At 60.3% G+C, this 23,051-nt stretch carries 21 protein-coding genes; 4 read left to right on the top strand and 17 right to left on the bottom strand.

From position 1 onward, the window contains the following. Window positions 1-10 precede the first annotated feature (10 nt). A complete protein-coding gene (locus tag HX817_RS12075) occupies window positions 11-547 on the bottom strand; it encodes a sugar dehydrogenase complex small subunit (RefSeq protein WP_023659207.1) in 537 nt (178 codons plus the stop codon). 256 nt (window positions 548-803) lie between these two features. After that, entirely contained in the window at window positions 804-2,159 is a 1,356-nt protein-coding gene (gene glyA / locus HX817_RS12070) for a serine hydroxymethyltransferase (protein ID WP_177040292.1), read from the bottom strand. A 278-nt stretch (window positions 2,160-2,437) separates the two neighbouring features. On the opposite strand from glyA, the gene HX817_RS12065 reads away from it, so the two are divergent. Both HX817_RS12065 and HX817_RS12060 read left to right on the top strand, forming a co-directional pair. After that, window positions 2,438-3,043, top strand: coding sequence for a helix-turn-helix transcriptional regulator (locus HX817_RS12065; RefSeq protein WP_003216382.1), 606 nt, complete (start codon window positions 2,438-2,440; stop codon window positions 3,041-3,043). Further along, window positions 3,030-3,926, top strand: coding sequence for a queuosine precursor transporter (locus HX817_RS12060; RefSeq protein ID WP_177008768.1), 897 nt, complete (start codon window positions 3,030-3,032; stop codon window positions 3,924-3,926). The genes HX817_RS12065 and HX817_RS12060 overlap by 14 nt, the downstream gene beginning before the upstream one ends. 36 nt (window positions 3,927-3,962) lie before the next feature. On the opposite strand, the gene queC is transcribed toward HX817_RS12060, so the two are convergent. The 8 genes from queC to hmpA form a co-directional block, all read right to left on the bottom strand. Continuing rightward, window positions 3,963-4,655 (bottom strand): 7-cyano-7-deazaguanine synthase QueC, encoded by a 693-nt coding sequence (queC, locus tag HX817_RS12055; protein ID WP_003216378.1) that lies wholly within the window; start codon window positions 4,653-4,655, stop codon window positions 3,963-3,965. Window positions 4,656-4,757: 102 nt separating this feature from the next. After that, window positions 4,758-5,645 carry a heme o synthase gene (gene cyoE / locus HX817_RS12050; RefSeq protein WP_003216376.1) on the bottom strand — a complete coding sequence of 296 codons (888 nt, stop codon included), beginning with the start codon at window positions 5,643-5,645 and terminating at the stop codon, window positions 4,758-4,760. A gap of 11 nt (window positions 5,646-5,656) precedes the next feature. Further along, a complete protein-coding gene (gene cyoD / locus HX817_RS12045; RefSeq protein ID WP_003216374.1) occupies window positions 5,657-5,992 on the bottom strand; it encodes a cytochrome o ubiquinol oxidase subunit IV in 336 nt (111 codons plus the stop codon). Further along, window positions 5,992-6,618 carry a cytochrome o ubiquinol oxidase subunit III gene (locus HX817_RS12040; protein ID WP_008435616.1) on the bottom strand — a complete coding sequence of 209 codons (627 nt, stop codon included), beginning with the start codon at window positions 6,616-6,618 and terminating at the stop codon, window positions 5,992-5,994. Before HX817_RS12040 ends, cyoD begins: the two co-directional genes overlap by 1 nt. Before the next feature lie 3 nt (window positions 6,619-6,621). After that, window positions 6,622-8,640 (bottom strand): cytochrome o ubiquinol oxidase subunit I, encoded by a 2,019-nt coding sequence (cyoB, locus tag HX817_RS12035; protein ID WP_003216371.1) that lies wholly within the window; start codon window positions 8,638-8,640, stop codon window positions 6,622-6,624. Between the two features lie 3 nt (window positions 8,641-8,643). Beyond that, window positions 8,644-9,585: a ubiquinol oxidase subunit II gene (gene cyoA / locus HX817_RS12030; RefSeq protein WP_008435619.1), complete on the bottom strand. Its 942-nt coding sequence runs from the start codon at window positions 9,583-9,585 to the stop codon at window positions 8,644-8,646. Window positions 9,586-10,383: 798 nt separating this feature from the next. Then, window positions 10,384-10,890 carry a disulfide bond formation protein B gene (locus tag HX817_RS12025; RefSeq protein WP_008435621.1) on the bottom strand — a complete coding sequence of 169 codons (507 nt, stop codon included), beginning with the start codon at window positions 10,888-10,890 and terminating at the stop codon, window positions 10,384-10,386. Between the two features lie 245 nt (window positions 10,891-11,135). After that, a complete protein-coding gene (gene hmpA / locus HX817_RS12020) occupies window positions 11,136-12,317 on the bottom strand; it encodes an NO-inducible flavohemoprotein (protein ID WP_177040291.1) in 1,182 nt (393 codons plus the stop codon). Window positions 12,318-12,464: 147 nt separating this feature from the next. On the opposite strand from hmpA, the gene norR reads away from it, so the two are divergent. Next, the gene (gene norR, locus HX817_RS12015) at window positions 12,465-14,009 is read left to right on the top strand and encodes a nitric oxide reductase transcriptional regulator NorR (RefSeq protein WP_087692812.1); all 1,545 of its coding nucleotides are present in this window, start codon (window positions 12,465-12,467) and stop codon (window positions 14,007-14,009) included. Window positions 14,010-14,066: 57 nt separating this feature from the next. Here the strand turns inward: norR and HX817_RS12010 are convergent, their stop codons facing one another. Further along, window positions 14,067-14,978, bottom strand: a complete 912-nt coding sequence (locus HX817_RS12010) for a DMT family transporter (protein ID WP_177040290.1) — start codon at window positions 14,976-14,978, stop codon at window positions 14,067-14,069. Window positions 14,979-15,115: 137 nt separating this feature from the next. Between HX817_RS12010 and HX817_RS12005 the strand changes: the two genes are divergently transcribed. Then, a complete protein-coding gene (locus HX817_RS12005; RefSeq protein ID WP_134327290.1) occupies window positions 15,116-15,991 on the top strand; it encodes a helix-turn-helix domain-containing protein in 876 nt (291 codons plus the stop codon). A 135-nt stretch (window positions 15,992-16,126) separates the two neighbouring features. Here HX817_RS12005 and dacB read toward each other — a convergent pair whose 3' ends face one another. The 6 genes from dacB to HX817_RS11975 all read right to left on the bottom strand — a co-directional run bounded on the left by dacB (window position 16,127) and on the right by HX817_RS11975 (window position 23,009). Next, window positions 16,127-17,587 (bottom strand): D-alanyl-D-alanine carboxypeptidase/D-alanyl-D-alanine-endopeptidase, encoded by a 1,461-nt coding sequence (dacB, locus tag HX817_RS12000; protein WP_177040289.1) that lies wholly within the window; start codon window positions 17,585-17,587, stop codon window positions 16,127-16,129. Window positions 17,588-17,645: 58 nt separating this feature from the next. After that, on the bottom strand, window positions 17,646-18,680 hold the full coding sequence (locus HX817_RS11995) for a YncE family protein (RefSeq protein WP_102369863.1): 1,035 nt from the start codon (window positions 18,678-18,680) through the stop codon (window positions 17,646-17,648). Then, window positions 18,680-21,106, bottom strand: coding sequence for a TonB-dependent receptor (locus HX817_RS11990; RefSeq protein WP_177040288.1), 2,427 nt, complete (start codon window positions 21,104-21,106; stop codon window positions 18,680-18,682). Before HX817_RS11990 ends, HX817_RS11995 begins: the two co-directional genes overlap by 1 nt. 109 nt (window positions 21,107-21,215) lie before the next feature. Continuing rightward, window positions 21,216-22,151, bottom strand: a complete 936-nt coding sequence (locus tag HX817_RS11985) for a glutathione S-transferase family protein (protein WP_008435631.1) — start codon at window positions 22,149-22,151, stop codon at window positions 21,216-21,218. A 75-nt stretch (window positions 22,152-22,226) separates the two neighbouring features. Then, complete coding sequence (locus tag HX817_RS11980; RefSeq protein WP_003216354.1) at window positions 22,227-22,502, bottom strand: GIY-YIG nuclease family protein; 276 nt, start codon at window positions 22,500-22,502, stop codon at window positions 22,227-22,229. Window positions 22,503-22,538: 36 nt separating this feature from the next. Further along, window positions 22,539-23,009, bottom strand: a complete 471-nt coding sequence (locus tag HX817_RS11975; RefSeq protein WP_008435632.1) for a nuclear transport factor 2 family protein — start codon at window positions 23,007-23,009, stop codon at window positions 22,539-22,541. Between the last annotated feature and the right edge of the window lie 42 nt (window positions 23,010-23,051).

Raw genomic sequence — 23,051 nt, 5'->3', positions numbered from 1 at the left:
GTGCCTTGTCTTAGTCGTTGGCCAGCGTGGCCGGAGGATTGACCCAGTAATTGGTTTTTCCCCGGGAGTACGTCGGGATCACCGTGGCGTCCGCGGTCGGCGCATAGGCCAGGGCGCCGGTGAAGGTGACCAGCCGCGTGCCGTCGGTGGCGCGCAGGGACACCGGCGTGCCGGTGTAGCCCAGGTACCAGGCGGAGACGATTTTCTGCGTCGTGTCCTTGATCACCGGGTCGGCGTAGAACGGGCTGCCGGACAACTGGCCGACGTTGCGCAAGTGATGCTGGCCAACCTTGCTCCACAAGGCTTTGATCTTCTCGGGGAATGCAGGGTCGTTCCGGGTGCACTGAGCCAGGATGCGCAAGGACAAGGCGGCATCCAGGTTCGAGCGTTCGAGGAGGAACATCGACAGTTGGCGGAAGGATTCAATGTCGTCGCTGGCGGCGCTGCTGACTTCCTGCGCCAGCGCGGCACCTGCCCACAGCGGGGCAAACAGGCCAGCACCGGTCAAGGCTGCGCCTGAATACAGGAGTTTTCTTCGGGTTATCACGGGATATCTCCTCATGAGTCGAACAACTATCGGCGCACGGGCCTAGTTCGACTTCACTGCAAAAGGCTGAGTACTTCGTTCACGGAGGTTGAACGGACTTTAAGAGCCCTTTTTATAACTGCCAGGAGAACGCCAAGCTGTCGTGCAGCTTGTTAATGATGAGAATGAGCAACAACGCGACCGTCTATAACAGCCGCTTAAACACCGTACAGCAATTTATCCTGCAATAACATGAAACATCCATTTGGATGTTTGCTCAGTTGTGCAGGTAATCCGCGAGGGGATACTTCGCGCACAAGGCTTGAGCCTGCAAGCGCAGTGATTCCTGTGCATTCGGATCCAGGGTGAACTTGTGCTCGTTGAGGGGCGTGACCGCATCGAGTACCCGGCACACCAGTTCGACGACCTGCCGACATCCATCGGCGTCGAGCTGGCGTTGCGCCAGGGAGCCGGTGCCGATACACAACCCGCCAGCGACGAATGACGGTCGCGTCTCTCCCGGTGCGCGATGCTTGTCCACGATGATGCCGCACTGCTCCAGCGCCGCCTGGGCGATGGCGCCGGTGATGCCGCCACGCAACCGAATCAGCACCGAGTGGTTTTCACTGCGCCCGCCCACCACCTCGTAGTCACAGGCCTGGAACGCGTTGGCCAGTTCGTCGGCCGTGGTGCGAATACGCGCCATCCAGGCGTCGAAATCCGCGGACATGGCGTAGCCGAACGCCGCCGCCTTTGCCGCGATCATGTTGAAGGCCGGTGCGCCCTGCATTCGTGGGAACACGGCTTGATCGAGGAGCCGGCTGAAGCTGGTCTTAAGGCCCGGCACCTTGGTTTCGGCGTCGCGACCGGAAAGGATCAGGCCGCCACGCGGGCCGCCCAGTTGTTTATGGGTGCACAGCGTAGTGACGTGGGCTGCGTCGATCGGGCTCGGATGGCGCCCGGTGGCGACCAGGCCGGCGATGGTCGAAATGTCCGCCAGCAGGATCGACCCGGCTTCGTCGGCAATCCCACGCAAGCGCGCGAAATCAATGGTGTGCGAGTAGGCCGTCGCCCCGCAGATGATCACGCGCGGGCGATGGGCCAGCGCCAGTGTGCGCACCTGGTCGTAGTCGATAACACCCTTGGAGGTAGTGCCGTACCGGAGCGCCTTGTAGTTCGCGCCGGTGAACGCGACGGGGCTGGCGTGGCTCAGATGCCCGCCATGATCGGGGGCCATGCCGAGCACGGTGTCTCCCGGCTCCAGCAAGGCCGCCAGTACCTGATAGTTGGCAGTCGACCCCGAGTGTGATTGCACGCCGGCGTATTGCGCACCGAACAGCTCACGCGCTCGGCGCACAGCCAGGGCTTCGACCCGGTCGGCATTCTCGCAGCCGGCGTGATGACGCCAGCCGGGCGTGCCCTCGGCGGTCACGTTGACCAGCAGCGAGGCGGACGCCGCCAGGATATTCGGCCTCACTGCGCAGGACGAAGCGGCCAGCGACAGCGTCTGGTGTTGGCGCGTGACTTCCGCATCCAGCAACGCTGCCAGCTCCGCGTCTTCTGCCCGTAGATCCGCCAGCCCTCGTTGCAGCAGGTCGGCCTGGTGGGTAAGTGGTTGCGTGTCGACTGCCATTGTCCTGTGTTCCTTCCCTGAAAATCCCGTGCGCCTTTCCGTTGGGCGCAGGGCAATTAAGCAGAAAAATGAACATTTTCCAAATTAAATGATTCTTTTTGGCCGCACACACGGGGACAAGACGCGGTTTTTCCTGGCTGGATGATGGCCAATCGCCAAAAAACTGATCACGGTCTTTATTCTTGTGGCAGGCGCATGCAACACTTCGCGCCGCGGCGAAGCACGCACCCCAGCGCAACATGGACGCTCTGTGTAGAACATAAGGAAGTGGTGGGCATTTGATTCACAGAAAAGAACGCACCGAGTATTTGAAGAGCAATATCAAATACCTGATCAAGAGCCGCGGAGAGACGCAGCTGTCGTTGTGCAATGCGGCCGGGCTGACCAGAACCACGATCTACAACATTCTGGAAGGCAAGGTCGTCAACGTACAGCAGTCCACCATCCGCAAGATCTCGGATTTCTTCGGCGTTTCCTATGAAGAAATCGAGACCCTCGACTTCGAAGAAAAAGAGATCATCGACAGCAGTATTTCCCCCCAGGGCAACATGAACCCTGCTGCCGTGCCGATCATCAAGCAAAGCCAGGTCATGGCGAGCATGGACAAGCGCATTGGCGAACTCGCCACGCTGTACCCGCTGACCTACTACTTCGGCACTTCCTACAACTTGATAGCCGTGCTGCTGGAACATGCGATTGCCGGCGTCAACGAGCCGGGCGATTTGTTGATCGTGCAGAAAGGGACGTCGAGCGACGACAAGGAAAAGTTGGTGTACGACAGGCTCAGCAAAAAACTATTTATCACGGATCAAGCGTGTGTCAGCTCGGATCGTATCTGTGTGGTGGGAGATATCATCGAGGAGCGCTTCAATGACAACGTATGAGCACGAAGTCGAAAACAGCAAATACAAGTTGCTGGGGTTCGAGAATGACAAGAGCCTGGCGGTGATCATGGTGATCGCCACGGGCAAGATCATTCGGATAAAGCTGAGCGAAGTGCTGAACAGCGAAATCATGGACAATTTAAATAAAATGGAAGTCAAGAACATGTACAAGAAGTTCTACTCACAGGGCGGAGCGCTGACCGCGTACGACCTCAACGACCGCAACGAGAACTCATGGATGATTTACATCATCCTGAACCTGCTGCTCTTTACGTTCTATATCTTCACCAGCATCGCCGCTACCAAACCTATTTACCTGGAGTCGCTGGGCATTATCGTCACGCCCGGCACGTTCCTTTACCCGCTGACGTTTCTGATCGTGGACTTGCTCAACGAACAGTTCGGCCTGCGGCTGGCGAGACGGGCCATCCTGTTTGCGTTTGCCAGTAACGCGATGATCATCATCCTGCTCTACGGCTCGACCTTCCTCCCCGGCTTGCCGGGCTGGAAGCTCGACGGGCCTTACAACGACGTGATCATCCAGGTGTCGTCGGTGCTCATCGCCTCTTCGGTTTCGTTCCTGGTGTCGGAGAACATCAACTCGTACCTGCTGTGCAAGATCAAGGAGCTGACCAATTCCAGGTACCTGTTCCTGCGGATTTTCCTGAGTACGTTCTTCGCGGTGATCATCGACAGTTTCCTGTTCTGCTTCATCGCGTTCTACGGCGCCATGCAGACCAGCGACATCCTGAACATGATCTACGTGCAGATTGCGATCAAGGTCTGCTTTGCCTTCATCAACATCCTGCCGGCCTATGGCGCCCGCTCGCTGTTCAAGCGCTACATCACGGGCGATACCCAGGCCCAACCGCACGCCAGCTGATGATCGTTCCCACGCGGAGCGTGGGAACGATCGACATCACGCCAGTTTGCTTTTCAGGCTCTGCATGACGGCTGCCTTGTTTTCGAGGTAGTCGTTCAGGCCACGTGCGCGAAGGTTGCACGCGTCGCAGTTGCCACAACCCGTACCGATAATGCCGTTGTAGCAGGTCAGGGTCTGGTTGCGGATCAGGTCCAGCTGCTGATGATCGTCCGCCAGGGCCCAGGTCTCGGCCTTGTTCAGCCACATCAACGGCGTTTCCAGGCGCACGTCGTATTCCATGCCCAGTTGCAGCGCTTTGTTCAGCGCCTTGACGAACTCGTCCCGGCAATCGGGATAGCCGGAGAAGTCGGTTTCACACACCCCGGTGATCACCGTTTCCGCCTTGACCTGGTAGGCGTAGATCGCCGCGAGGGTCAAAAACAGAATGTTCCTGCCAGGCACGAAGGTGCTCGGCAAACTCTCGCCCGAGCTGTTCACCGTGGGTACCGGAATGTTGTCGCGGGTCAGGCTGCTGATGGCCAGCTCGTTCAACAGCGACACGTCCATCACTTTGTGAACGGTGGCGCCCAGCTGTTTGGCGAGTTTCTGTGCGACTTCGATTTCCGCCACATGGCGCTGGCCATAATCGAAGGTAATGCAGTGCACCTCGTCATACAGCGCCAGTGCCTGGATCAGGCAGGTGGTCGAATCCTGCCCACCACTGAATACGATAACGGCTTTTTTACTCATCACGCTGCTTCCTGCATTTGTAAGATTTGGCATAGTTTAAAGGCCCCTCAATAAAAAACCCCGCGCTTCTTTCGAAGGCGGGGTTTTTTACTGCTCGATCACTCAGTGAGCGTACGTCAGCAGCAACTCTTTCGGCACCTGGAAATCCAGGGACATCATCACGCTCAAGGCGGTGATGGTGAAGATCGAGAAGACGAACAGCTTGCGTGCCCAGACGGTGTCATCCACCGCCTTGTAGCCGGTCCAGGCCATGTACAACCAGTACATGCCCATGGCGGCGGCAACGGCGAGGTAGCTCATGCCGGCGTAGCCACTGAAGGTCAACATCAAGGTCGCCACGAGGAAGGCCAGGATGTAGAGCAGGATGTGTTTCTTGGCGACCTTGATGCCACGCTTGACCGGAAGGACCGGAATCGAGGCGGCCAGGTAGTCGTTGAAGCGGAAGATCGCGATGGCATAGGAGTGCGGCATCTGCCACAGGCTGAACATCACCAGTAGCACCAACGCGGCCATGTCGAAGCTATTGGTCACAGCCACATAACCAATCACCGGCGGCATCGCCCCCGACAGACTGCCCACCAGCGTGCCGTGAACCGACTTGCGCTTGAGGTACAGGCTGTAGAAGCCGACGTAGATGACAAAGCCGATCACGGCAAACAGCGCCGCCAGCGGGTTGGCCACCTTGTACAGCAACACCACGCCGGCGATACCCAGGATGGTCGCGAAGATCAGTGCCAGTTTCAGGGAGATAAGGCCCTGGACCAGCACACGATTCTTGGTGCGTTCCATCTTGATGTCGATATCGCGGTCGATGCAGTTGTTGAATACACAACCGGAAGCTACCACCAGGGACGTGCCGATCATCGCAGCCAGGAAAATGGCCAGATCGACATGCCCCTTGGAGGCCAGGAAGAAACCGCCTGCCACAGAAAGCACGTTACCGAAAATGATCCCCGGTTTGGTGATTTGGATAAAGTGCTTAAGCGACATCGGGTCTTACCTCACTTCGCCATCATGAACGTATGGATGCTGAACATGATCCATACCGACAGGCCAACCAGCAGGAGGATCACCAAACCTGCGAACACGAACGCAATCACGTTATCGCGCTGAGCCTTCGAGCGGTCCAGGTGCAGGAAGTACACCAGGTGAACCAGGACCTGGATCACCGCGAACGCCAGGACGATCATCAAGGTGATCGACTTCGGCAAGGTTGGGTACATCACCAGGCCGAACGGGATCAGCGTCAGGATGACCGACAGGATGAAGCCAATGGCGTACGACTTGACGCTGCCGTGGCTGTCATCATGGCTGTCATGGGAATGTGCATTAGCCATTACAGAGTCCCCATCAGGTAGACAACGGTGAAGACGCAGATCCAGACCACGTCCAGGAAGTGCCAGAACAGGCTCAGGCAGCTCAGGCGAGTCTTGTTGGTGTTGGTCAGGCCATGTTTGTTGACCTGATACATCATGGTCGCCATCCAGATCAGACCGGCAGTCACGTGCAGACCGTGGGTGCCTACCAGCGTGAAGAACGCCGACAGGAAGCCGCTACGGTGCGGGCCGTAACCTTCGGAGATCAGCAGGTGGAACTCGTTGACCTCCATGCCGATGAAGCCCAGGCCGAACAGGAAGGTCAGTGCCAACCAGCTCAGGACGCCTTTCTTGCTGCCCTTGTAGAAGGCCAGCATGGCGAAGCCGTAGGTGATCGAGCTGAACAACAGCAAGGCGGTTTCGCCGAGCACGTAAGGCAGTTCGAAGATGTCGTGGCCCGACGGGCCACCCGCTACGTTGTTTACCAGTACCGCGTACACCGCGAAGATCGACGCAAACAAGATGCAGTCGGTCATCAGGTAGAGCCAGAAACCGAATACGGTCATTGGCCCCGAGTCGTGGTGATGGTCATCGTGCCCATGGTCATCGACATGGGCGTGTCCAGCATTGGTCACTAAGTTCGACATGGTTTAAGCCTGTTCCAACGAGGTTTCAACACGGTTGGCCGGGATCTTCTTCTCGGCAACCAGGCGAGCGTGTTGCTCGGCTTCGATGCGTTCGATCACGTCGACCGGCACCATGTAGCCTTGGTCATCACGGGCAGCGTGAACGATGAAGTAGCCGATGGTGCCCACCAGGCTCACGATGGCCAGCCACCAGATGTGCCAGATCATCGCGAAACCGAACACGGTCAACAGCGCGCCCATCACAACGCCGGTAGCGGTGTTGTTAGGCATGTGGATCGGTTCGTAACGCGCAGGCTTCTGGTACGCAGTACCGTCTTCCTTGGCTTCGGTGAACGGATCGATGCTGTCAGCCTTCGGCAGTACGGCAAAGTTGTAGAACGGCGGTGGCGACGAAGTCGACCATTCCAGGGTGTGTGCATTCCATGGGTCGCCGGATTCGCACATGTTCTGCTTGCGATCACGCACGCTGACATACAGCTGGATCAGCTGGCAGGCGATACCCACAGCGATCATCAGTGCACCCACCATGGCAACGTACAGGTACGGTACCCACTCAGGGTTGGTCGTGGCGTTCAGACGACGGGTCATGCCCATGAAGCCCAGAGCGTAGAGCGGCATGAACGCGACGAAGAAGCCCGAGATCCAGAACCAGAATGCAGCCTTGCCCCAGCCTTCGTGCAGCTTGAAGCCGAACGCTTTCGGGAAGTAGAAGCTGAAACCTGCGATGTAGCCGAATACTGCGCCGCCGATGATCACGTTATGGAAGTGAGCAATGACGAACAGGCTGTTGTGCAGCACGAAGTCAGCACCCGGGATGGCCAGCAGTACGCCGGTCATGCCGCCGATCGCGAAGGTCACCATGAAGCCCAGGGTCCACAGAACCTGGCTGGTGATACGCAGACGACCGTGATAGATGGTGAATAGCCAGTTAAATAGCTTCACCCCCGTCGGGATGGAAATCAGCATCGTCGCCAGTCCGAAGAACGCGTTGACGCTGGCCCCCGAACCCATGGTGAAGAAGTGGTGCAGCCAAACCATGAAGCCCAGTACCGAGATCGCGCCCGAGGCGTAGATCATCGAGTGGTGACCGAACAGGCGCTTGCCCGAGAAGGTCGAGATCACTTCAGAGAAGATACCGAACGCTGGCAGGATCAGGATGTACACCTCAGGGTGACCCCATGCCCAGAACAGGTTCACGTACATCATTGGATTGCCACCAAGTTCATTGGTGAAAATGTGGAAATCCAGGTAACGGTCAAGCGACAGCAACGCCATGGTTGCAGCCAGGATCGGGAACGATGCAACGATCAGTACGTTGGCCCAGGTGCAGGTCCAGGTGAAGATCGGCATGTCCATCAGCTTCATGCCAGGGGCGCGCATTTTCAAGACGGTGGCCAGGAAGTTGACCCCCGTCAGTGTCGTCCCGAGTCCTGATAACTGTAGCGCCCAGATGTAGTAATCCACACCCACGCCCGGACTGTAGGCCAGGCCCGACAATGGCGGATACGCAACCCAACCGGTCTTGGCGAATTCGCCGACGCCCAGGGACAGGTTGATCAGCACTACGCCGGATACCAGCAGCCAGAAGCTCAGGGAGTTCAGGAACGGGAACGCAACGTCACGCGCACCGATCTGCAGCGGCAAGGCAAGGTTCATCAGGCCGGTGAAGAAAGGCATCGCCATGAAGATGATCATGATCACACCGTGGGCGGTGAAGATCTGGTCATAGTGTTCAGGAGGCAGGTAGCCAGGCGAACCCTCGGTGGCCATGGCCAACTGGGTACGCATCATGATGGCGTCGGCAAAACCACGCAGCAGCATGACCATGGCAACGATGACGTACATGACGCCGATTTTCTTGTGGTCGACCGAAGTCAGCCACTCGGTCCACAGGTAGGTCCACTTCTTGAAGTAAGTGATACCTGCAAACAGTGCCAGACCACCCAGCGCGATCATGGCGATGGTCACCATCACGATCGGCTCGTGGAACGGGACCGCATCCCAACTTAATTTACCAAACATCGTTTACTCCTCTGCCCCAGCAGTTGAATGCGAGCCCGTGTCAGAACCTTCAACCGCGGCCACTTCTTTCTTCTCGTGCTCGATCGGCTTGCCTGGCTTCATACCTTCGTACTTGTCGACGATTTTCTGAAACAGGTCCGGCTCGTACGTGGAGTACAGGGCGACTGGGTTGTTCTGGCTTGGTTTGGCAAGGGCGTCGTATTCAGCTTGATCAAGCTGTTTAGGTGCGGCCTTGACTTCGGCTACCCAGGCGTTGAAATCTTCCTGGCTCGTCGAGATCGCTTTGAATTTCATGCCGGTGAAGCCAGCACCGCTGTAGTTGGCGGAGATGCCTTCCATTTCAGCTTTCTCGTTCGCGATCAGGTGCAGACGGGTCTGCATGCCTGCCATCGCGTAGATCTGGCCACCCAGTGCAGGGATGAAGAACGAGTTCATCACGGCGTCGGAGGTGATCCGGAAATTAAGCGGGGTGTTCTCCGGGAACCGGATCTGGTTCACAGTGGCGATACCCAGGTCCGGGTAGATGAACAGCCACTTCCAGTCCAGCGCGACCACTTCGATGTTGATCGGCTTGACGTCGGAGTCCAGCGGACGGTACGGGTCCAGCTCATGGGTCGACTTATAGGTGATGTAACCCAGGGCGATGATGATGAGGATCGGCACCAGCCACACCGCGATTTCAATCTTGGTGGAGTGCGACCACTTCGGCGCGTAGGTGGCGCTGGTGTTCGACGCGCGGTATTTCCAGGCGAACGCGAACGTCATGATGATCACGGGCACCACGACCAACAGCATCAGCAGGGTGGCGGTGATGATCAGGTTGCGTTGATCCAGACCGACCTGACCTTTAGGGTCGAGCAAGGTCCACTTGCAGCCTCCCAGCATTAACATCATGCCAAGCAGCGGCAAAAAGCCTAGTAATCGGGGGTACCTGTTTTTACTCATCTCACGACCTCTAAAGCAGCTTGCGCAATGCAGTTGGGTTTTGATCGCCAACACTTCACCCTGCCAAGGGTTGGCATTTCTCTTCGATTGAATAAGGGCCTGCCCGTCGCACCTTGCGCGAATCGACACGTCCCGGGCTAGCGGTGAGTTCTTATTCGAATTCGTTGGTCAAAGGCCTTGTTACAGACCAATTCCATTTGGTGCGGATAGTTGAAAGGCTGCCGGCACCTGGGGTCGCATGAAACGTTACATCCGCTTCTCGACCGCCCTAGTTTGCTCAGGGGTGAGCAGCACCGGACATTCAGTGCGGGCGATTGTAGTTAGCTAGCGATGTATAAACCATGTCTTATCCAGAAATAATTTTTATCGTTTCCAGCAATAATCCTTCACCATTATTGCAAAGGTCCGCGATCGTATCGCGTTTGATTCTCGACAAAAACCACAAAAAATGCCGTGTTATTGGGCAATCTGCCACATCCCTTACAGCCTGTAAGGGCATCGAAAACGGATCCAAGTCCCCTAAAAACAAGGCATTCGGACATCGGGCAATGTCGCCGACCGCACGCCACTCGCGGCGTCGGCCAGACGACGAACTGACAGCCATAAAACGCCGCTTCATGCAAATTTATGGCGCGTTTACGAGCGTCAGAAACGTCCTGCGACAGCTTCCGTGTGACAACATGTCGCACGCTGCGCACACCCAAACTTGCCCCGCGTCACGGCCTCTTCACAAATGCCTACAAACAAAAACGCCCCAGCCTTCTTTAGAGGAAGGCCGGGGCGTTGAGTTGTAACCGCTTAGGCTTTGCCCTGGCGATTACGGTAAATGCCCAGTGGCACCAGGATCACCGTCAGCACAAAGGCCACCAGCGCCCACTGGGCCAGGGACAGGCCGAGCACGGGCGGGTACGGCGTCTCACAGAAGCCGTCGACCTGGAACCCCAGGGGAAACACCGAGGCCAGCGGCAAGCCATCGACAATCGGTTGCAGCACGTCGATGCCGCAGCTGACCTTCGGAAAGAACTGGATGTACACGTGATAGCCGGCAGCGGCGACGCCCCCCAGGGCGCTGAGGGTCACCAGTGCTTCAAACACCGTGACACTGCGGGTGGTGCGCATGGCGGCACCGATGAAGGCGAAGATCGCGATCAGCAGCAAGGCATAACGTTGCAGGATGCACAGCGGGCAAGGGGCCTCGCCCAGCACCACCTGCATGTACAGCGCCCCGCCGATCAGCGCCAGGCAGATGATGCCCAGCAGTACCAGAAAGCGTCGCTCCCTGCCCAAACGCAATTCGTCGATCATCCCCGTTTCCCTTTAGCCAATGATGGTTGTGCCAATGGCCGCAAGTTTACACGCGGACGGTGAAAGTTGAGCAGTTGGCGTGTGGAGGTTTAAACAGGAGGCATTAACAGGAGATTAATCAGGGAAAATGGAGATCAACATGTGGGAGCGGGCTTGCTCGCGAAGGCGGTGTATCAGACACACATTCAGTGACTGACACTCCGCTTTCGCGAGCAAGCCCGCTCCCACATTTTTGACCGAGTAAGTTATTCCAGGGCCGACGCCGGCCCAAAGAACTCATACCGGCTCTGCGCTTCCGGCACACCCAGGGCCTTCAAGTGACGCTTGATCGCCGCCATGAAGCCTTTAGGCCCCAGGAAGTACGCATCCACATCGCGCTCCTGCGGCAGCCACGCCGCCAGTTGCTCCTGGCTCAGCATCCCGACCTTGTCCGCCGCCGGGCTCACGCCATCATCCTCGGCGTAGCAATAGAAGCGCTTGAGTTGCGGATGCTGCGCGGCCAGGCCGTCCACCCATTCGCGGAACGCATGCACGCCGCCATTACGCGCGCAGTGGATAAAGTGAACCGGACGCTCGGTGGCCAGCGCCGCTTCGAGCATCGGCAATGTTGGCGTGATGCCCACGCCGCCGCTGATCAGCACCAATGGCTTGTCGCTGGCCGCCAGGGTGAACTCCCCCGAAGGCGGGAACAGATCGATGGTCGCACCCACCTGGAACTGGTCATGCAGGTAGTTCGACACCCGCCCACCGGCTTCGCGCTTGACGCTGATGCGGTACTGGCCCGAATCGCCACGCGCCGACAGGGAATAGTTGCGGCGCACTTCCTCGCCCTCCAGCACCAGCTTCATGCCGATGTACTGCCCAGGCTCGGCGGCCAGGATCGGGCCGTTATCCACAGGCGCGAAGTAAAACGAGACAATTTCCGCGCTCTCCTCCACACGCTTGACCAAGGTGAACGGCCGCGCGCCACGCCAGCCGCCCGGTGCTTGTTCCTTCTCTTTATAGATAGCCGCCTCGGCACCGATCAGGATGTCGGCCAATTGGCCATAGGCGGCGCCCCAGGCACTCATCACTTCAGGGGTGGCGATTTCGCTGCCCAGCACTTCGGAAATTGCCCGCAGCAGGCAGGTACCGACAATCGGGTAATGCTCCGGCAGGATCTGCAGGGCCACGTGCTTGTTGATGATCTTTGCCACCAGATCGCCCAACTGGTCGAGTTGGTCGATATGCCGGGCGTACATCAGCACGCCGTTGGCCAAGGCCCGGGGCTGGTCGCCGCTGGCCTGGTGGGCCTGGTTGAACAGCGGACGTACTTCTGGGTATTCGGACAGCATCATCCGGTAGAAATGGGTGATCAGGGCTTCGCCGCCACTTTCCAGCAGGGGCACGGTGGATTTGACGATGGCACGGTCTTGGGCACTAAGCATGGCAGACTCCTGAGTCTTCTTACTGAATACCCTTTACTACTCAGTATTCATGCCAACTAATAAATCCTTACAAATCAAATGCTTAATATTAATGTAGTCAGTATGACTTCCTACGTTATATAGTCACTATGACTACAAGGAGTCATTATGACTGCGAAGCCGCTGCTCACCACCCTGCTGCCCCTGGTCGCCGACCTGTCCCGCGAGTTGCCCGAAGGCGAGCGTTACCGGCGCCTGCTCCAGGCCATGCGCGCCCTGCTGCCCTGCGACGCGGCCGCCCTGCTGCGCCTCGACGGCGAATGGCTGGTGCCGCTGGCGGTGGATGGCTTGAGTACCGACACCCTCGGCCGGCGCTTCAAGGTCAGCGAACATCCGCGTTTCGCCGTGCTGCTCAGCAGCCCCGGCCCTACCCGCTTTGACAGCGACAGCGAACTGCCCGACCCCTATGACGGCCTGGTGGATGGCCTGCACGGGCACCTTGAAGTCCACGACTGCATGGGCTGCCCGCTGTTTGTCGACGACCGGCCCTGGGGCCTGCTGACCCTCGACGCCCTGGATACCGAGCGCTTCGAACGGGTGGAACTGGACGCCCTGCAAGCCTTCGCCAGCCTCGCCGCCGCCACCGTCAATGTGGCTGAACGCATTGAACGCCTGGCCCTGCGTGCCGAAGACGAACACCAGCGCGCCGAAATCTACCGCCAGGCCAGCGGCCAGCAGCACAAGGAAATGATCGGCCAGAGCAAGAGCCACAAACGCCTGGTGGAAGAAATCAACCTGGTGGGTGGCAGTGACCTGACGGTATTGATCACCGGCGAGACCGGCGTGGGCAAGGAGCTGGTGGCCCAGGCGATCCATGCTGCATCAAACCGCGCCGAGAAACCGCTGATCAGCCTCAACTGCGCCGCCCTGCCGGAAACCCTGGTGGAAAGCGAACTGTTCGGCCACGTGCGCGGGGCGTTTACCGGCGCGCTCAACGAACGCCGGGGCAAGTTCGAGCTGGCGAATGGCGGCACGCTGTTTCTTGATGAAGTGGGCGAGTTGTCCCTCACCGTGCAGGCCAAGCTGCTGCGGGTGCTGCAAAGTGGCCAGTTGCAGCGCCTGGGGTCTGACAAGGAGCATCAGGTGGATGTGCGCCTGATCGCTGCCACTAACCGGGATCTGGCCGAAGAAGTACGCAGCGGCCGCTATCGTGCCGACTTTTATCACCGTTTGAGTGTGTACCCGCTGCAAGTCCCGGCACTGCGTGAGCGCGGTCGCGATGTGCTGTTGCTGGCGGGCTTTTTCCTTGAACAGAACCGCTCACGCATGGGACTGGGCAGCCTGCGCCTGACCAGCGATGCCCAGGCGGCACTGCTGGCTTATACCTGGCCGGGGAATGTGCGCGAACTGGAACACTTGATCGGCCGCAGCGCCTTGAAAGCCCTGGGTAACTGCCGGGAGCGCCCGAAGATTCTCAGCCTCAGCGCGGCGGATCTGGACTTGCCGAACGCCACCGCGCCACCGCTCGAAGCGCAGCCCGACCCCGTGCCGGACGTCACCGGCGACCTGCGCCTGGCCACCGAGAACTACCAGCGCCAGGTCATCAGCGCCTGCCTGGAACGCCACCAGCACAACTGGGCCAGTGCCGCCCGTGAGCTGGGCCTGGACCGGGCCAACCTGGGACGAATGGCCAAGCGCCTGGGCCTGAAGTAATGAACGGTGATTCTCAGGTAAAGGAGATCAAATGTGGGAGCTGTCGAGCCCCCCACACTAAACCTGCTTCGCCTTGTAGATTGGATTGATCGGCGCGCCAGCCTTGGGCTTGCGAAACACCAACACATTCCCCAGCATCACCAGCACCAACCCCGCCAACGCCGGCGGCGTCCACTGATAGCCCTCGGCAAACGCCGAGACGTTCAACGCCACCACCGGGAACAGCACGGTGCAATACGCCGCCCGCTCCGGCCCCATGCGCCCGACCAGGGTCAGGTAGGCGGTAAAGCCAATCACCGAACCCGGGATCACCAGGTACAGCAGCGAACCGATGTACCGGCTGTTCCATTCCATGTCGAACGGAATGCCCTGCACCGCGCAGTACATCGCCAGCATCGACGCACCATAGGCCATGCCCCAGGCATTGGTGGTCAGTGGCTTGAGGCCCGCCTTCTGCTGCAGGCTCGACAGCATATTGCCCGCCGAGAAACACATGGTGCCGAGCAATGCCAAACCCAGGCCGAGCAAGGTTTGCGGGCTGGCGGTGTGCCCCACCAGTTCCGGCCAGAACAACAGCCCGAGGCCGAGCAAGCCAAGGCCGCCGCCCATCAACACATTGCGTGCGACCTTCTGCCCGAAGAACACCCGGGCGTTCAGCGCGTTCCACAAGGTGGCCGTCGAGAACACCACCGCCACCAGGCCGCTGGGAATCCACTGGCTGGCGGTCAGGAAGCACATGAAGTTGACGCAAAACAGGCACAGGCCCTGGGCCAGGCAGATCAGATGCCCGCGCCGGTTCACCACCTGCAGCTTGCGGCTGAGCAGCAGCATCACGAACAGCACCAGCGCCGCGAGGCCAAAGCGATAGACGATGGACACCGGAATCGCCACCACGCCCAGTTGCCACTTGAGGGCAATCCAGGTGGTGCCCCAGATCAATACGGTGAGTAAATACAGGAAAAGGTTCATGGCGGGCTCCGAGGGTTGAGCCACAGTTTCGCCCCTGGCGGCACCAGGTCTCTTGCACATTCTTGCGCTTTTGTCGGCTGCCGGGATCACAGCCGCCGCCGCTGGGAGTAGGATGCAAGCCGTCAGAGAGTACGAATATGCCGCCACTGGAAACCCTGCAAGTCTTTCAATCCCTCAACCGTTCGCCCAACGCTCGCCTCGAGCTGTGCGCCGAGCTCGGTGACGGCTTGTCTGCAGCCTTGTGGAGCAACCATCACGACGCCCAGGATTACGAAGCCCCCGAGCACCACACCTTGTCCTGCTACATCGGCGGCGGCACCGGCACCTTTCGCCGCGACCAGCCCGGCACCAAGGGCGGCCCGGACAAGCTGTGCATCCTGCCGGCCGAGCATCAGTCGGCCTGGGTGATCAACGGCGAAATCCGCCTGGCCCACGTGTATTTCAGCCCCGAGCAATTCGCCCTGGGCTGCGTCACCTTGCTGGACCGCGAACCCCGCGAGTTGCAACTGCGCGAGAGCACCTTCCTCGACGATGCGCGGCAGGCCCGGCGTTTTCACCAGTTGATCAGCCTGAACTGGAAAGAGCCCGGCGAACGCCTGCTGACCAGCAGCCTGGCCCATGAGATGCTCAGCCATACCTTGCTCAGCCAGGTGGGGATGCGCGAGGGTTTGCGTTTGAAAGGCGGGCTGGCCGCCCACCAGCGCCGGCAACTGGTGGAGCACATCGACCAGCAACTGGCGGAGCCGATCAGCCTGGGGCAGTTGGCAGGCTTGTGTGCGTTGTCGGAGTACCACTTTGCGCGGATGTTTCGCGAGAGTTTTGGACTGCCGCCCCATCAATATCTGCTGGCGCGGCGCCTGGCCCGCGCCCGGGAGTTGTTGCGGGGTGGGTCGTTGCCGCTGGGCGAGATTGCCCTGGCGTGCGGATTTTCCAGCGCGAGCCACTTTACCAACCGGTTCCGCCAGGCGATGGGCGCCACCCCTGGTGAATACCGGCAGGCGTTCCTGCCTTGAAATGCAATCTGCCTGACGGCACAGGTCCAATGTGGGAGCGGGCTTGCTCGCGAAAGCGGTGTGACAGTCAACACATGTACTGACTGAACCAGCGCATTCGCGAGCAAGCCCGCTCCCACCTTTGATCTTCGGTGCTCAATAGTCCGTGCTGTTGGCCAGTGCCGTGGCCAGGCGGTTTTCCAGCGCCTTAACCCGCGCGCCTGCGACCACGTAATTGTTGGTCACCATCGAAAACACCAGCTTGCGCCCATTGGCATCGGTGACATACCCAGTCAACGACGACACGCCACTCATGGAGCCGGTCTTGCCGTGCAGGTTGTTTTCCGCAGCGGTGCCCCGCAGGCGGTAACGCAGGCTGCCGCCCACCAGTCGCTGCGGATTACCGGCAACCGGCAACGCGTTGTACCAGGCGTTGAACCAGGGCTGTTTGCTGGCGGCCAGCAGCACATCCGTGAGGTTCTGCGACGACACCAGGTTACGCCTGGACAACCCTGAACCGTCCACCTGGTTCAACGTCGCCGTATCAATCCCCTGACGCTTCAGGAACCCGGCCACCGCCGCCACACCGGCAGGCGCCGTACCGGCATTCACGGTCTTGCGCCCCATGCTCTTGAGCAAGGCTTCAGACATGTTGTTATTGGAAAGCTTGAGCAACGGCGTGATCAGTTCCTGCAACGGCGCCGACTCATGCAGCGCGAGCACCGTCGCCGTGGTCGGCGTCACACCCCCGATCATCCGACGCCCCTGCACGACAATCCCCTGCTGCGCCAAGGCCTGTTCAAACAGGTTGGCCACCAGTTGCGTCGGCTCCCACACACTGACCAGTTGCGGGCTCTGCCTGCCCGGCGCCAACGCGCCACTGAGGCGCAACAGGTTGGTGCCGTGCTGGCGATTGATTCCATAGCTGTTGCCTGTGCCGCTGACCGCACGGTTGCTGAGCTGCACGTAATCGGTAGCCGGGCTGATCTCCACCGTCACCGGGCGCCCTGCCACGACCGGCGCCCTGGCCGTGACCAGCAGCGAGCCCGCATCAAAGTCGTCATTGGGCGACACCGTCAGCGCCGAAATCTGCGCGCCGTAGTAGGTGCTTTCATCGTCCTGGGACCAGTCGGTGCCCAGGCGCTCGGCGTCGAAGAACGTGTCGTCGAACACCAGGTCGCCCCGCACCTGCCGGATGCCCTGCTGCGCCAGGTTGGCCGCCAGCGCCTGGTAATCCGCCCACTGGATCGTCGGGTCGCCCAGGCCGCGCAGGTAGAGGTTGCCGTCAAGCACCGCGCCCTGGCGGATGCCGTCGCTCAACAGTTGCGTGGAAAACCGATACTGCGGCCCCAGCACATCCATCGCCGCCGCAGTGGTCAGCAGCTTGAGGCTCGAAGCCGGGCTCAGCCGCGTACGCGGGTTGTGCTGGTAGAGCGTGTTGCCGCTGCGGGCATCGCGCACCATCAGCGACACGCTGGCGCCGTGCAGTGCCGGGTCGGCCAGCAACTGGTCCAGGCTGGCGCTGGTGGAGGTTTTCGGCGCCGTGGCGCAACCGCCCAGCAACAAGCTCAAGCCCAGCAGCAGCCCGCCGGTGTGTGTCCATCGTCCCAACCGCATAAACCTGGTAGTCCTTGAATTTCGAGAGTGCGCAGCTTGTGGAATTCCTCCCGGTCAATCAAGGCCCGTAGGTCGTGACGGAAAACGTATTGGCATGAAACAGCGGGTCCGGCTTGGGCTCGGCCTTGCTCGGCGCCGGCTGGGTAAAGTCCATGGCCGGCAGGAATACCCGCTGGCTCGCCGGGTCGAACGCCATGTTGTAGGCCATCGGCAAGGTGCTGACGCTGGCGCGTACGGCGTAGTGGTCGGCATCCGTTTGATCCACCAGCGTCAGGTTGGCATCGACGCCACTGGGGATCAGCAAGCGCCGGTGCTGCTCGTCGTAGGCCAGGGCGTTGACGTCGCGGGTGATCGGCAGCTTCGCCTTGACTTCACCGGTTTTCCGGTCGGCAACGATCAACACCGGCACTTCACCGCGACACGCCACAAACAGTCGCTGGCGCGCCACGTCCTGGGCCAATGCGCTGGGCTTGGGGCAACCGGCAAACTGCCAGGTGTCAAGCAACGCAAAGGTGCTCGCCGAATAGCGGGCGACCTTGCCTTCATCGCGCATCGGCAGGAAGAAGCTGCCGTCGCCCTTGATCAGCAGCGGGTCGATTTTCTTCACCGCCAGTTCATGGGCGCCGGTGATTCGTTCCTGTTTCGGGTCGAATTCAAACAGCGTCGAACGATCCGCCCGACGCCCACTGACAATAATCACCTTGCCCGTCGATGGCTCGTACACCGCGCTGTTGAGGTTGCTTTGCGCCACCGGGATGCGCTTCAGGAATGTGAGTGTGGATAACTCCACCACACTCAGACTGCCGTCGGTGTTGAGCACGAATACGCGGTCTACCTCAGGCACGAACACCACGCCGTTGGCGCCTTCGGACTGCGCCACCGTCTCGACCAGGCGCTGCTGTTTCACATCAAACACGCTCAGGCCGTTTTCCCGGCGAGCCAGGAACAGATACGGCCGGGTCGGGTCCAGCCCGACAAAGCCCCAACTGTGGCCGGAGCCGGGCAATGTCACCCGGTGTTCGCGATGGTAGGTCGAGTCATCAGCCGATGCCGCGCCGCTGATCAACAGTGCTGCCAGTAACCAGTGTTTCATCAGAACTCCAGGGTGCTGGAGACGGACACCTGCCGCGCATCGCCGATGGACACGAACTGGGTGTTCACGGCCGAGGTGTAATAGGTACGGTCAAACAGGTTCTTCACGTTGAGCTGGAACTTGACCTTCTGCCCCTCGATTTTAGTGTCATAGGTGGCGAACGCATCGGCCACGGTGTAGCCCGGCAGGTCGAAGCTGTTGGCCGCGTCCCCTGCTCGCTCGCCGACATAACGTGCCCCGGCGCCGACCCGCAGTTGGTCGCCACCGAGAATGCTGCCGAAGTCATACACCGCCGACAGCGAGCCAGTGTTCTTCGCCACGTTTTGCAGGCGATTACCTTTGTATTCGGGGTCTTCGGTGACTTCGGCATCGGTGTAGGCATAGCTGCCGATCACGCTCCACTTATCCGTCAGTTGGCCGCTGGCATCCAGTTCCAGGCCTCGGGAGCGCACTTTGCCGGCGACGCTGTAGACCGAGGTCAGGCCATCGCCGACCTGCACCAGCACGTTGCGTTTTTCGATGTTGAACAGGGCGGCGCTGGCGGTGATGCGCCCCGGTATATCGAGCTTGGTCCCCAACTCCCAGGACTTCGACTGCTCCGGCTCAAGGCTGCCATCCAGCACACTTTTGTTCGCCAGCGGTGCGATGGTGGAGTTGGGCTTGAACGACTCGGTGTAGCTGCCATAGAACGACAGCTCGTCAGTGTAGCGGTACACCAGGCCCGCGCGTGGCACCCACTTCTGGCCATTGCCGTCGGTGTTGGCGGTGAACGGGACACCCTTGCCGGCGTATTGGTCGTACATCTGATAACGCGCGCCACCCACCAGGATCCACTGGTCGGTGAGGTGGATCGCATCCTGCAGGAAAAGCGAGTCGCTGCGCAGCAGGTCCATCTGGTTGCTGTCCGGCGCGCTGACGGTGGTGCCCGCCACTTCATTGCCATAGACCGGGTCGTTGTAGTTGAACGTGCCACGGGGCGCCTGGCGGATCAGGTCGGCCCGGTAGATCTTGCGGTATTCGTCATCCAGGCCGAAGGTCAGGTCATGCTGCATGCCCGCGACGTTGACCTTGCCTTCAAGGCTGGCGGTGGCGAAGCGGTCGGTGGTCAGTGCGCCCTGGGTGCCGTCCATGCTGCGGGTCAGGGTGCCATTGGCGTTGACCTTGACCACACGCACCTGGCTGGCATCGTAAGTCTCGCGGTTCCAGCTGTAGCCGAAGTGGGCTTTCCAGTCGTCATTCAAATCGTGGTCGGCCTCGAAGCGGTACAGGTCGGAGCGGCCTTCCATGTTGTTGAAGGGCTCGTCCAGGCGGCGAGTCGACGGGATGTTGAGCGGGTGGTTGGTCTTGGGGTCGATGGCGGTGCCCCGGTCGAACGGCGAGAGAAACTCCCGGTGCTCATAGGCAAACAACAGCTTGGTGTTGTCGCCGTACCAGGCCAGCGACGGTGCGATCAGGCTCTCGCGGTGAGTGCCGTAGTTGCGCCAGTAATCTTCGTCTTCATGGTCGACGATCAAGCGGTACGCCAACCCGCTGTCACCGATGGGCCCTGTGGTGTCGAGGTTGCCGCCGCTGCCGTTCTTGCCGTCGCCAAAGGTCGAGCCGCGCACGGTCAGCGAGGTGGATTGGATCAGCTCGGGTTTCTTGCTGACGATATTGACCACGCCGCCCGGATCCTGAATGCCATACAGCAACGACGACGGGCCCTTGAGCACTTCGACGCGCTCGGCGGTGGAATTCAGCGCGCGGCCCTGCACCAGCGGCATACCGTCCTGCATGATCGAACCGTTTCGGTTGTCACCAAAACCCCGCAGCATCACCGCGTCCTGGGTGCTGCCCAAGGTGTTGGCCTGGGTGATGCCACTGATGTTGGTCAGGGCATCGTCGAGGTTGCGCGGCTGTTGATCGCGCATCACCTGGGCCGGTACAACGTTGACAGTCTGTGGGGTTTCCAGCAGCAGGCCGTGGGAACGCATCACCGAACTGGTAGGCGGCGGTTGATAGCTGGTGGTATCCGAGGCCAGGGCGGCACCGTTGATGGTGGTGGCGCCGAGGTTCAGCGCGCCGTCGGTGGGCAGCGGTTCCAGGGCCAGGGTGCGGGCGTCGATCTGGCGGAAGGTGAAGCCGGAATTACCCAGCAGGCGTTGCATGGCCTGGGCCGCACTCATCTGCCCGGTGATGGCCGGGGCCTTGATGGCGTACGGCGCTTCGTCGGTGTAGACCACGCTGATGCCGGTCACCCGGGTGAAGTCGCTCAAGGCCTGGGGCAGCGGCTTGGCGGCCAGGGCAAAGTTGAACAGCGTGCTCTGCTGCTGCGCCTCGGCCGCCTGCGCCACGCCCAGGGGCAACAGCGCCAGCCCCGAAACTGCCAATACCGAGGCTCCCAGCCAATGTTTAACCGAACCCGCCGACGTTGCCCTGGACTTCATGCTTGAGAACCCGTGTGTAAAAACGCTGTTAATGCGAATTAATCGCAGTTTCAAGCACTACACGGATGGCCGACAGGTTTACCTCACACCGATTTGAAAATAATTTCAGTCACGCCGGTTGGATCCGAAATCCGAAGCGCGGAACGTGCACATGCACGGTGCCGGCGCGGTCATCGGTGCGCCGCAGAATCAGCTCTTCGCGGCCGGCAAACAGCAACTCCCCGGCCACCGGATCGGTGCCGTAGTCGGTGGCGCTGATGGTCACTTGCTGGCCGGGCTTGAAGCCGTTCGGGTCTTCGAAGATTTCTTCCGGCAGGTTGGCCGGCGTGGCATTGCGCGCGACTTCCAGGGCTTGCTCGGCACTCATCTGGCTCGACGTGCCATGCCCGAAACCCAACACCCGGGCGAGCCAGGCGGCCACCGCAGGATAGGTTTCCACCAGCGGCGAGGTGACCGACGATCCCATGAGGAACCACAGCGGGTGCGCCAGGGCGAAGTCGGCAATCGACGGCTCGCCGAACAGGAAGTCGCCCTGCTGGTGCTGCAACTGCTGATTGATACGACCGATGATCACCGGCCATTGATGCTTGGCCTGATCCAGTTGCACACGGGTGGCCGTGCCGCCACTGAACAATTTGCTGCGGTCGGCCACCAGCACCTGGAGCATTTCCGGCGGCACTTTGGCGAACTTGACCGCCAGGGATTCCGGCTGGAACACCAGGCTCACGGCATGGGAGAACACCGTCGAATCAGCCCAGGCGGCGAAGCTTTGGCTGACCAGTTCCAGGCCTTGGGGAAACAGCGCCGGCGCGGACTTTTCCTGCTCCAGACGGCGGGCGATCAGTGCGGTGTCGCAGTAGATATCGGCGCCCACCTGCAACACCGGGGTCTTGCGATAACCACCGGTGAGGGCCGTCAAGTCAGGCTTGGGCATCACCGGCGAGATGTGCACCGAACGCCAGGACAAGCCCTTGAAGCCCAGCAACAGGCGGGCTTTTTCGGCAAACGGGGATTGCGGGTAGTGGTGCAGGATCAACTCAGTCATGCCAGGCTCCGCTCAATGAGTGAGCGTCCAGCTTAGCCTGCAAACCCGGCAAAGGCGCGCATGGGAACCTATCAGTCAAACTGATGGGCCGATCGCCGCCAGGCACTCCTTGGCGCTTTTCTTGAGTTTCTTGATCAGCCGTTCCTGGCGCAGCGCCTCGGCCTTGCTGATGCATGCCTCGGTGTACACCAGCGCCACGGCTGGGCTCGAGAGGAAAAACCGTGCGCCCTTGCCACTCTGGTGCATGGCAAAGCGGCGCACCGGGTCATTGCTGATACCGCAATAGAGCGAGCCATTGGCGGCGCGCACCAGGTAGACAAACCACGGTTTGGCTTCAGAAGGAGTCGTCACGGATCAATTCGGCAAACCATAGGAACGCCAATCTTATCAACGACTGGCCTGGAACGCCTTCAACCCTTTCAGCGCCTGGGCCCGCACGGCGTTTTTCACCAGCGGCGTCCAGCCCAGCAACAGGCCTTTGGTGCCCAACGCCTGCCGCGACCAGCGCCACAGGTCAAAGTGGTCGTGATGCTCGCAGATCTTGCCGTCACGAAACACAAAGCGCGCCCGGATATCGTTGACCACGGTGTTGCCCGTCGCGCTGAACAGGTAGGTCGCCACCCAATGGGCGCTGCCGGTGATTTCATCGCTGCGCACACTGTCGAAGGTCAGGGAAAAGTCCTTGGCCCGGGTGGTCAGCATGCGCCACATGTCGCCGGCATCACGGCCACGCAGTTCACCGAATGCCGGGTCGCTGAACACCACGTCGTCGCTGTAGCAGGCGCTCATGGCCTCGGCATCCAGGCGCTGGAAGGCACTGTAGAACTCGGTGATCAAGGCGTTATGGGCGTCGCTCATGGGCAGGTTCCGCAAAAGAAGTTGGGATGGCCGGTACGATAA

Origin of the sequence: Pseudomonas sp. C6002 (assembly GCF_013385805.1) — a bacterium.
Classification (GTDB): Bacteria; Pseudomonadota; Gammaproteobacteria; order Pseudomonadales; family Pseudomonadaceae; genus Aquipseudomonas.
Note: the sequence above shows the minus strand (reverse complement) of the source record. Positions and strands in the feature narration are given on the sequence as shown.

Bases quoted from the DNA above. Each gene is read 5' to 3' on its own strand.
- cyoA (WP_008435619.1), bottom strand. From the start codon at position 9,585: ATGAGTAAAAACAGGTACCCCCGATTACTAGGCTTTTTGCCGCTGCTT.
- HX817_RS12010 (WP_177040290.1), bottom strand. From the start codon at position 14,978: ATGAACCTTTTCCTGTATTTACTCACCGTATTGATCTGGGGCACCACC.
- HX817_RS12025 (WP_008435621.1), bottom strand. From the start codon at position 10,890: ATGATCGACGAATTGCGTTTGGGCAGGGAGCGACGCTTTCTGGTACTG.
- queC (WP_003216378.1), bottom strand. From the start codon at position 4,655: ATGAGTAAAAAAGCCGTTATCGTATTCAGTGGTGGGCAGGATTCGACC.
- HX817_RS11985 (WP_008435631.1), bottom strand. From the start codon at position 22,151: ATGACTGAGTTGATCCTGCACCACTACCCGCAATCCCCGTTTGCCGAA.
- dacB (WP_177040289.1), bottom strand. From the start codon at position 17,587: ATGCGGTTGGGACGATGGACACACACCGGCGGGCTGCTGCTGGGCTTG.
- cyoB (WP_003216371.1), bottom strand. From the start codon at position 8,640: ATGTTTGGTAAATTAAGTTGGGATGCGGTCCCGTTCCACGAGCCGATC.
- cyoE (WP_003216376.1), bottom strand. From the start codon at position 5,645: ATGTCGCTTAAGCACTTTATCCAAATCACCAAACCGGGGATCATTTTC.
- HX817_RS11975 (WP_008435632.1), bottom strand. From the start codon at position 23,009: ATGAGCGACGCCCATAACGCCTTGATCACCGAGTTCTACAGTGCCTTC.
- hmpA (WP_177040291.1), bottom strand. From the start codon at position 12,317: ATGCTTAGTGCCCAAGACCGTGCCATCGTCAAATCCACCGTGCCCCTG.
- HX817_RS12005 (WP_134327290.1), top strand. From the start codon at position 15,116: ATGCCGCCACTGGAAACCCTGCAAGTCTTTCAATCCCTCAACCGTTCG.
- HX817_RS11995 (WP_102369863.1), bottom strand. From the start codon at position 18,680: ATGAAACACTGGTTACTGGCAGCACTGTTGATCAGCGGCGCGGCATCG.
- cyoD (WP_003216374.1), bottom strand. From the start codon at position 5,992: ATGGCTAATGCACATTCCCATGACAGCCATGATGACAGCCACGGCAGC.
- glyA (WP_177040292.1), bottom strand. From the start codon at position 2,159: ATGGCAGTCGACACGCAACCACTTACCCACCAGGCCGACCTGCTGCAA.
- HX817_RS12060 (WP_177008768.1), top strand. From the start codon at position 3,030: ATGACAACGTATGAGCACGAAGTCGAAAACAGCAAATACAAGTTGCTG.
- HX817_RS12040 (WP_008435616.1), bottom strand. From the start codon at position 6,618: ATGTCGAACTTAGTGACCAATGCTGGACACGCCCATGTCGATGACCAT.
- HX817_RS11990 (WP_177040288.1), bottom strand. From the start codon at position 21,106: ATGAAGTCCAGGGCAACGTCGGCGGGTTCGGTTAAACATTGGCTGGGA.
- norR (WP_087692812.1), top strand. From the start codon at position 12,465: ATGACTGCGAAGCCGCTGCTCACCACCCTGCTGCCCCTGGTCGCCGAC.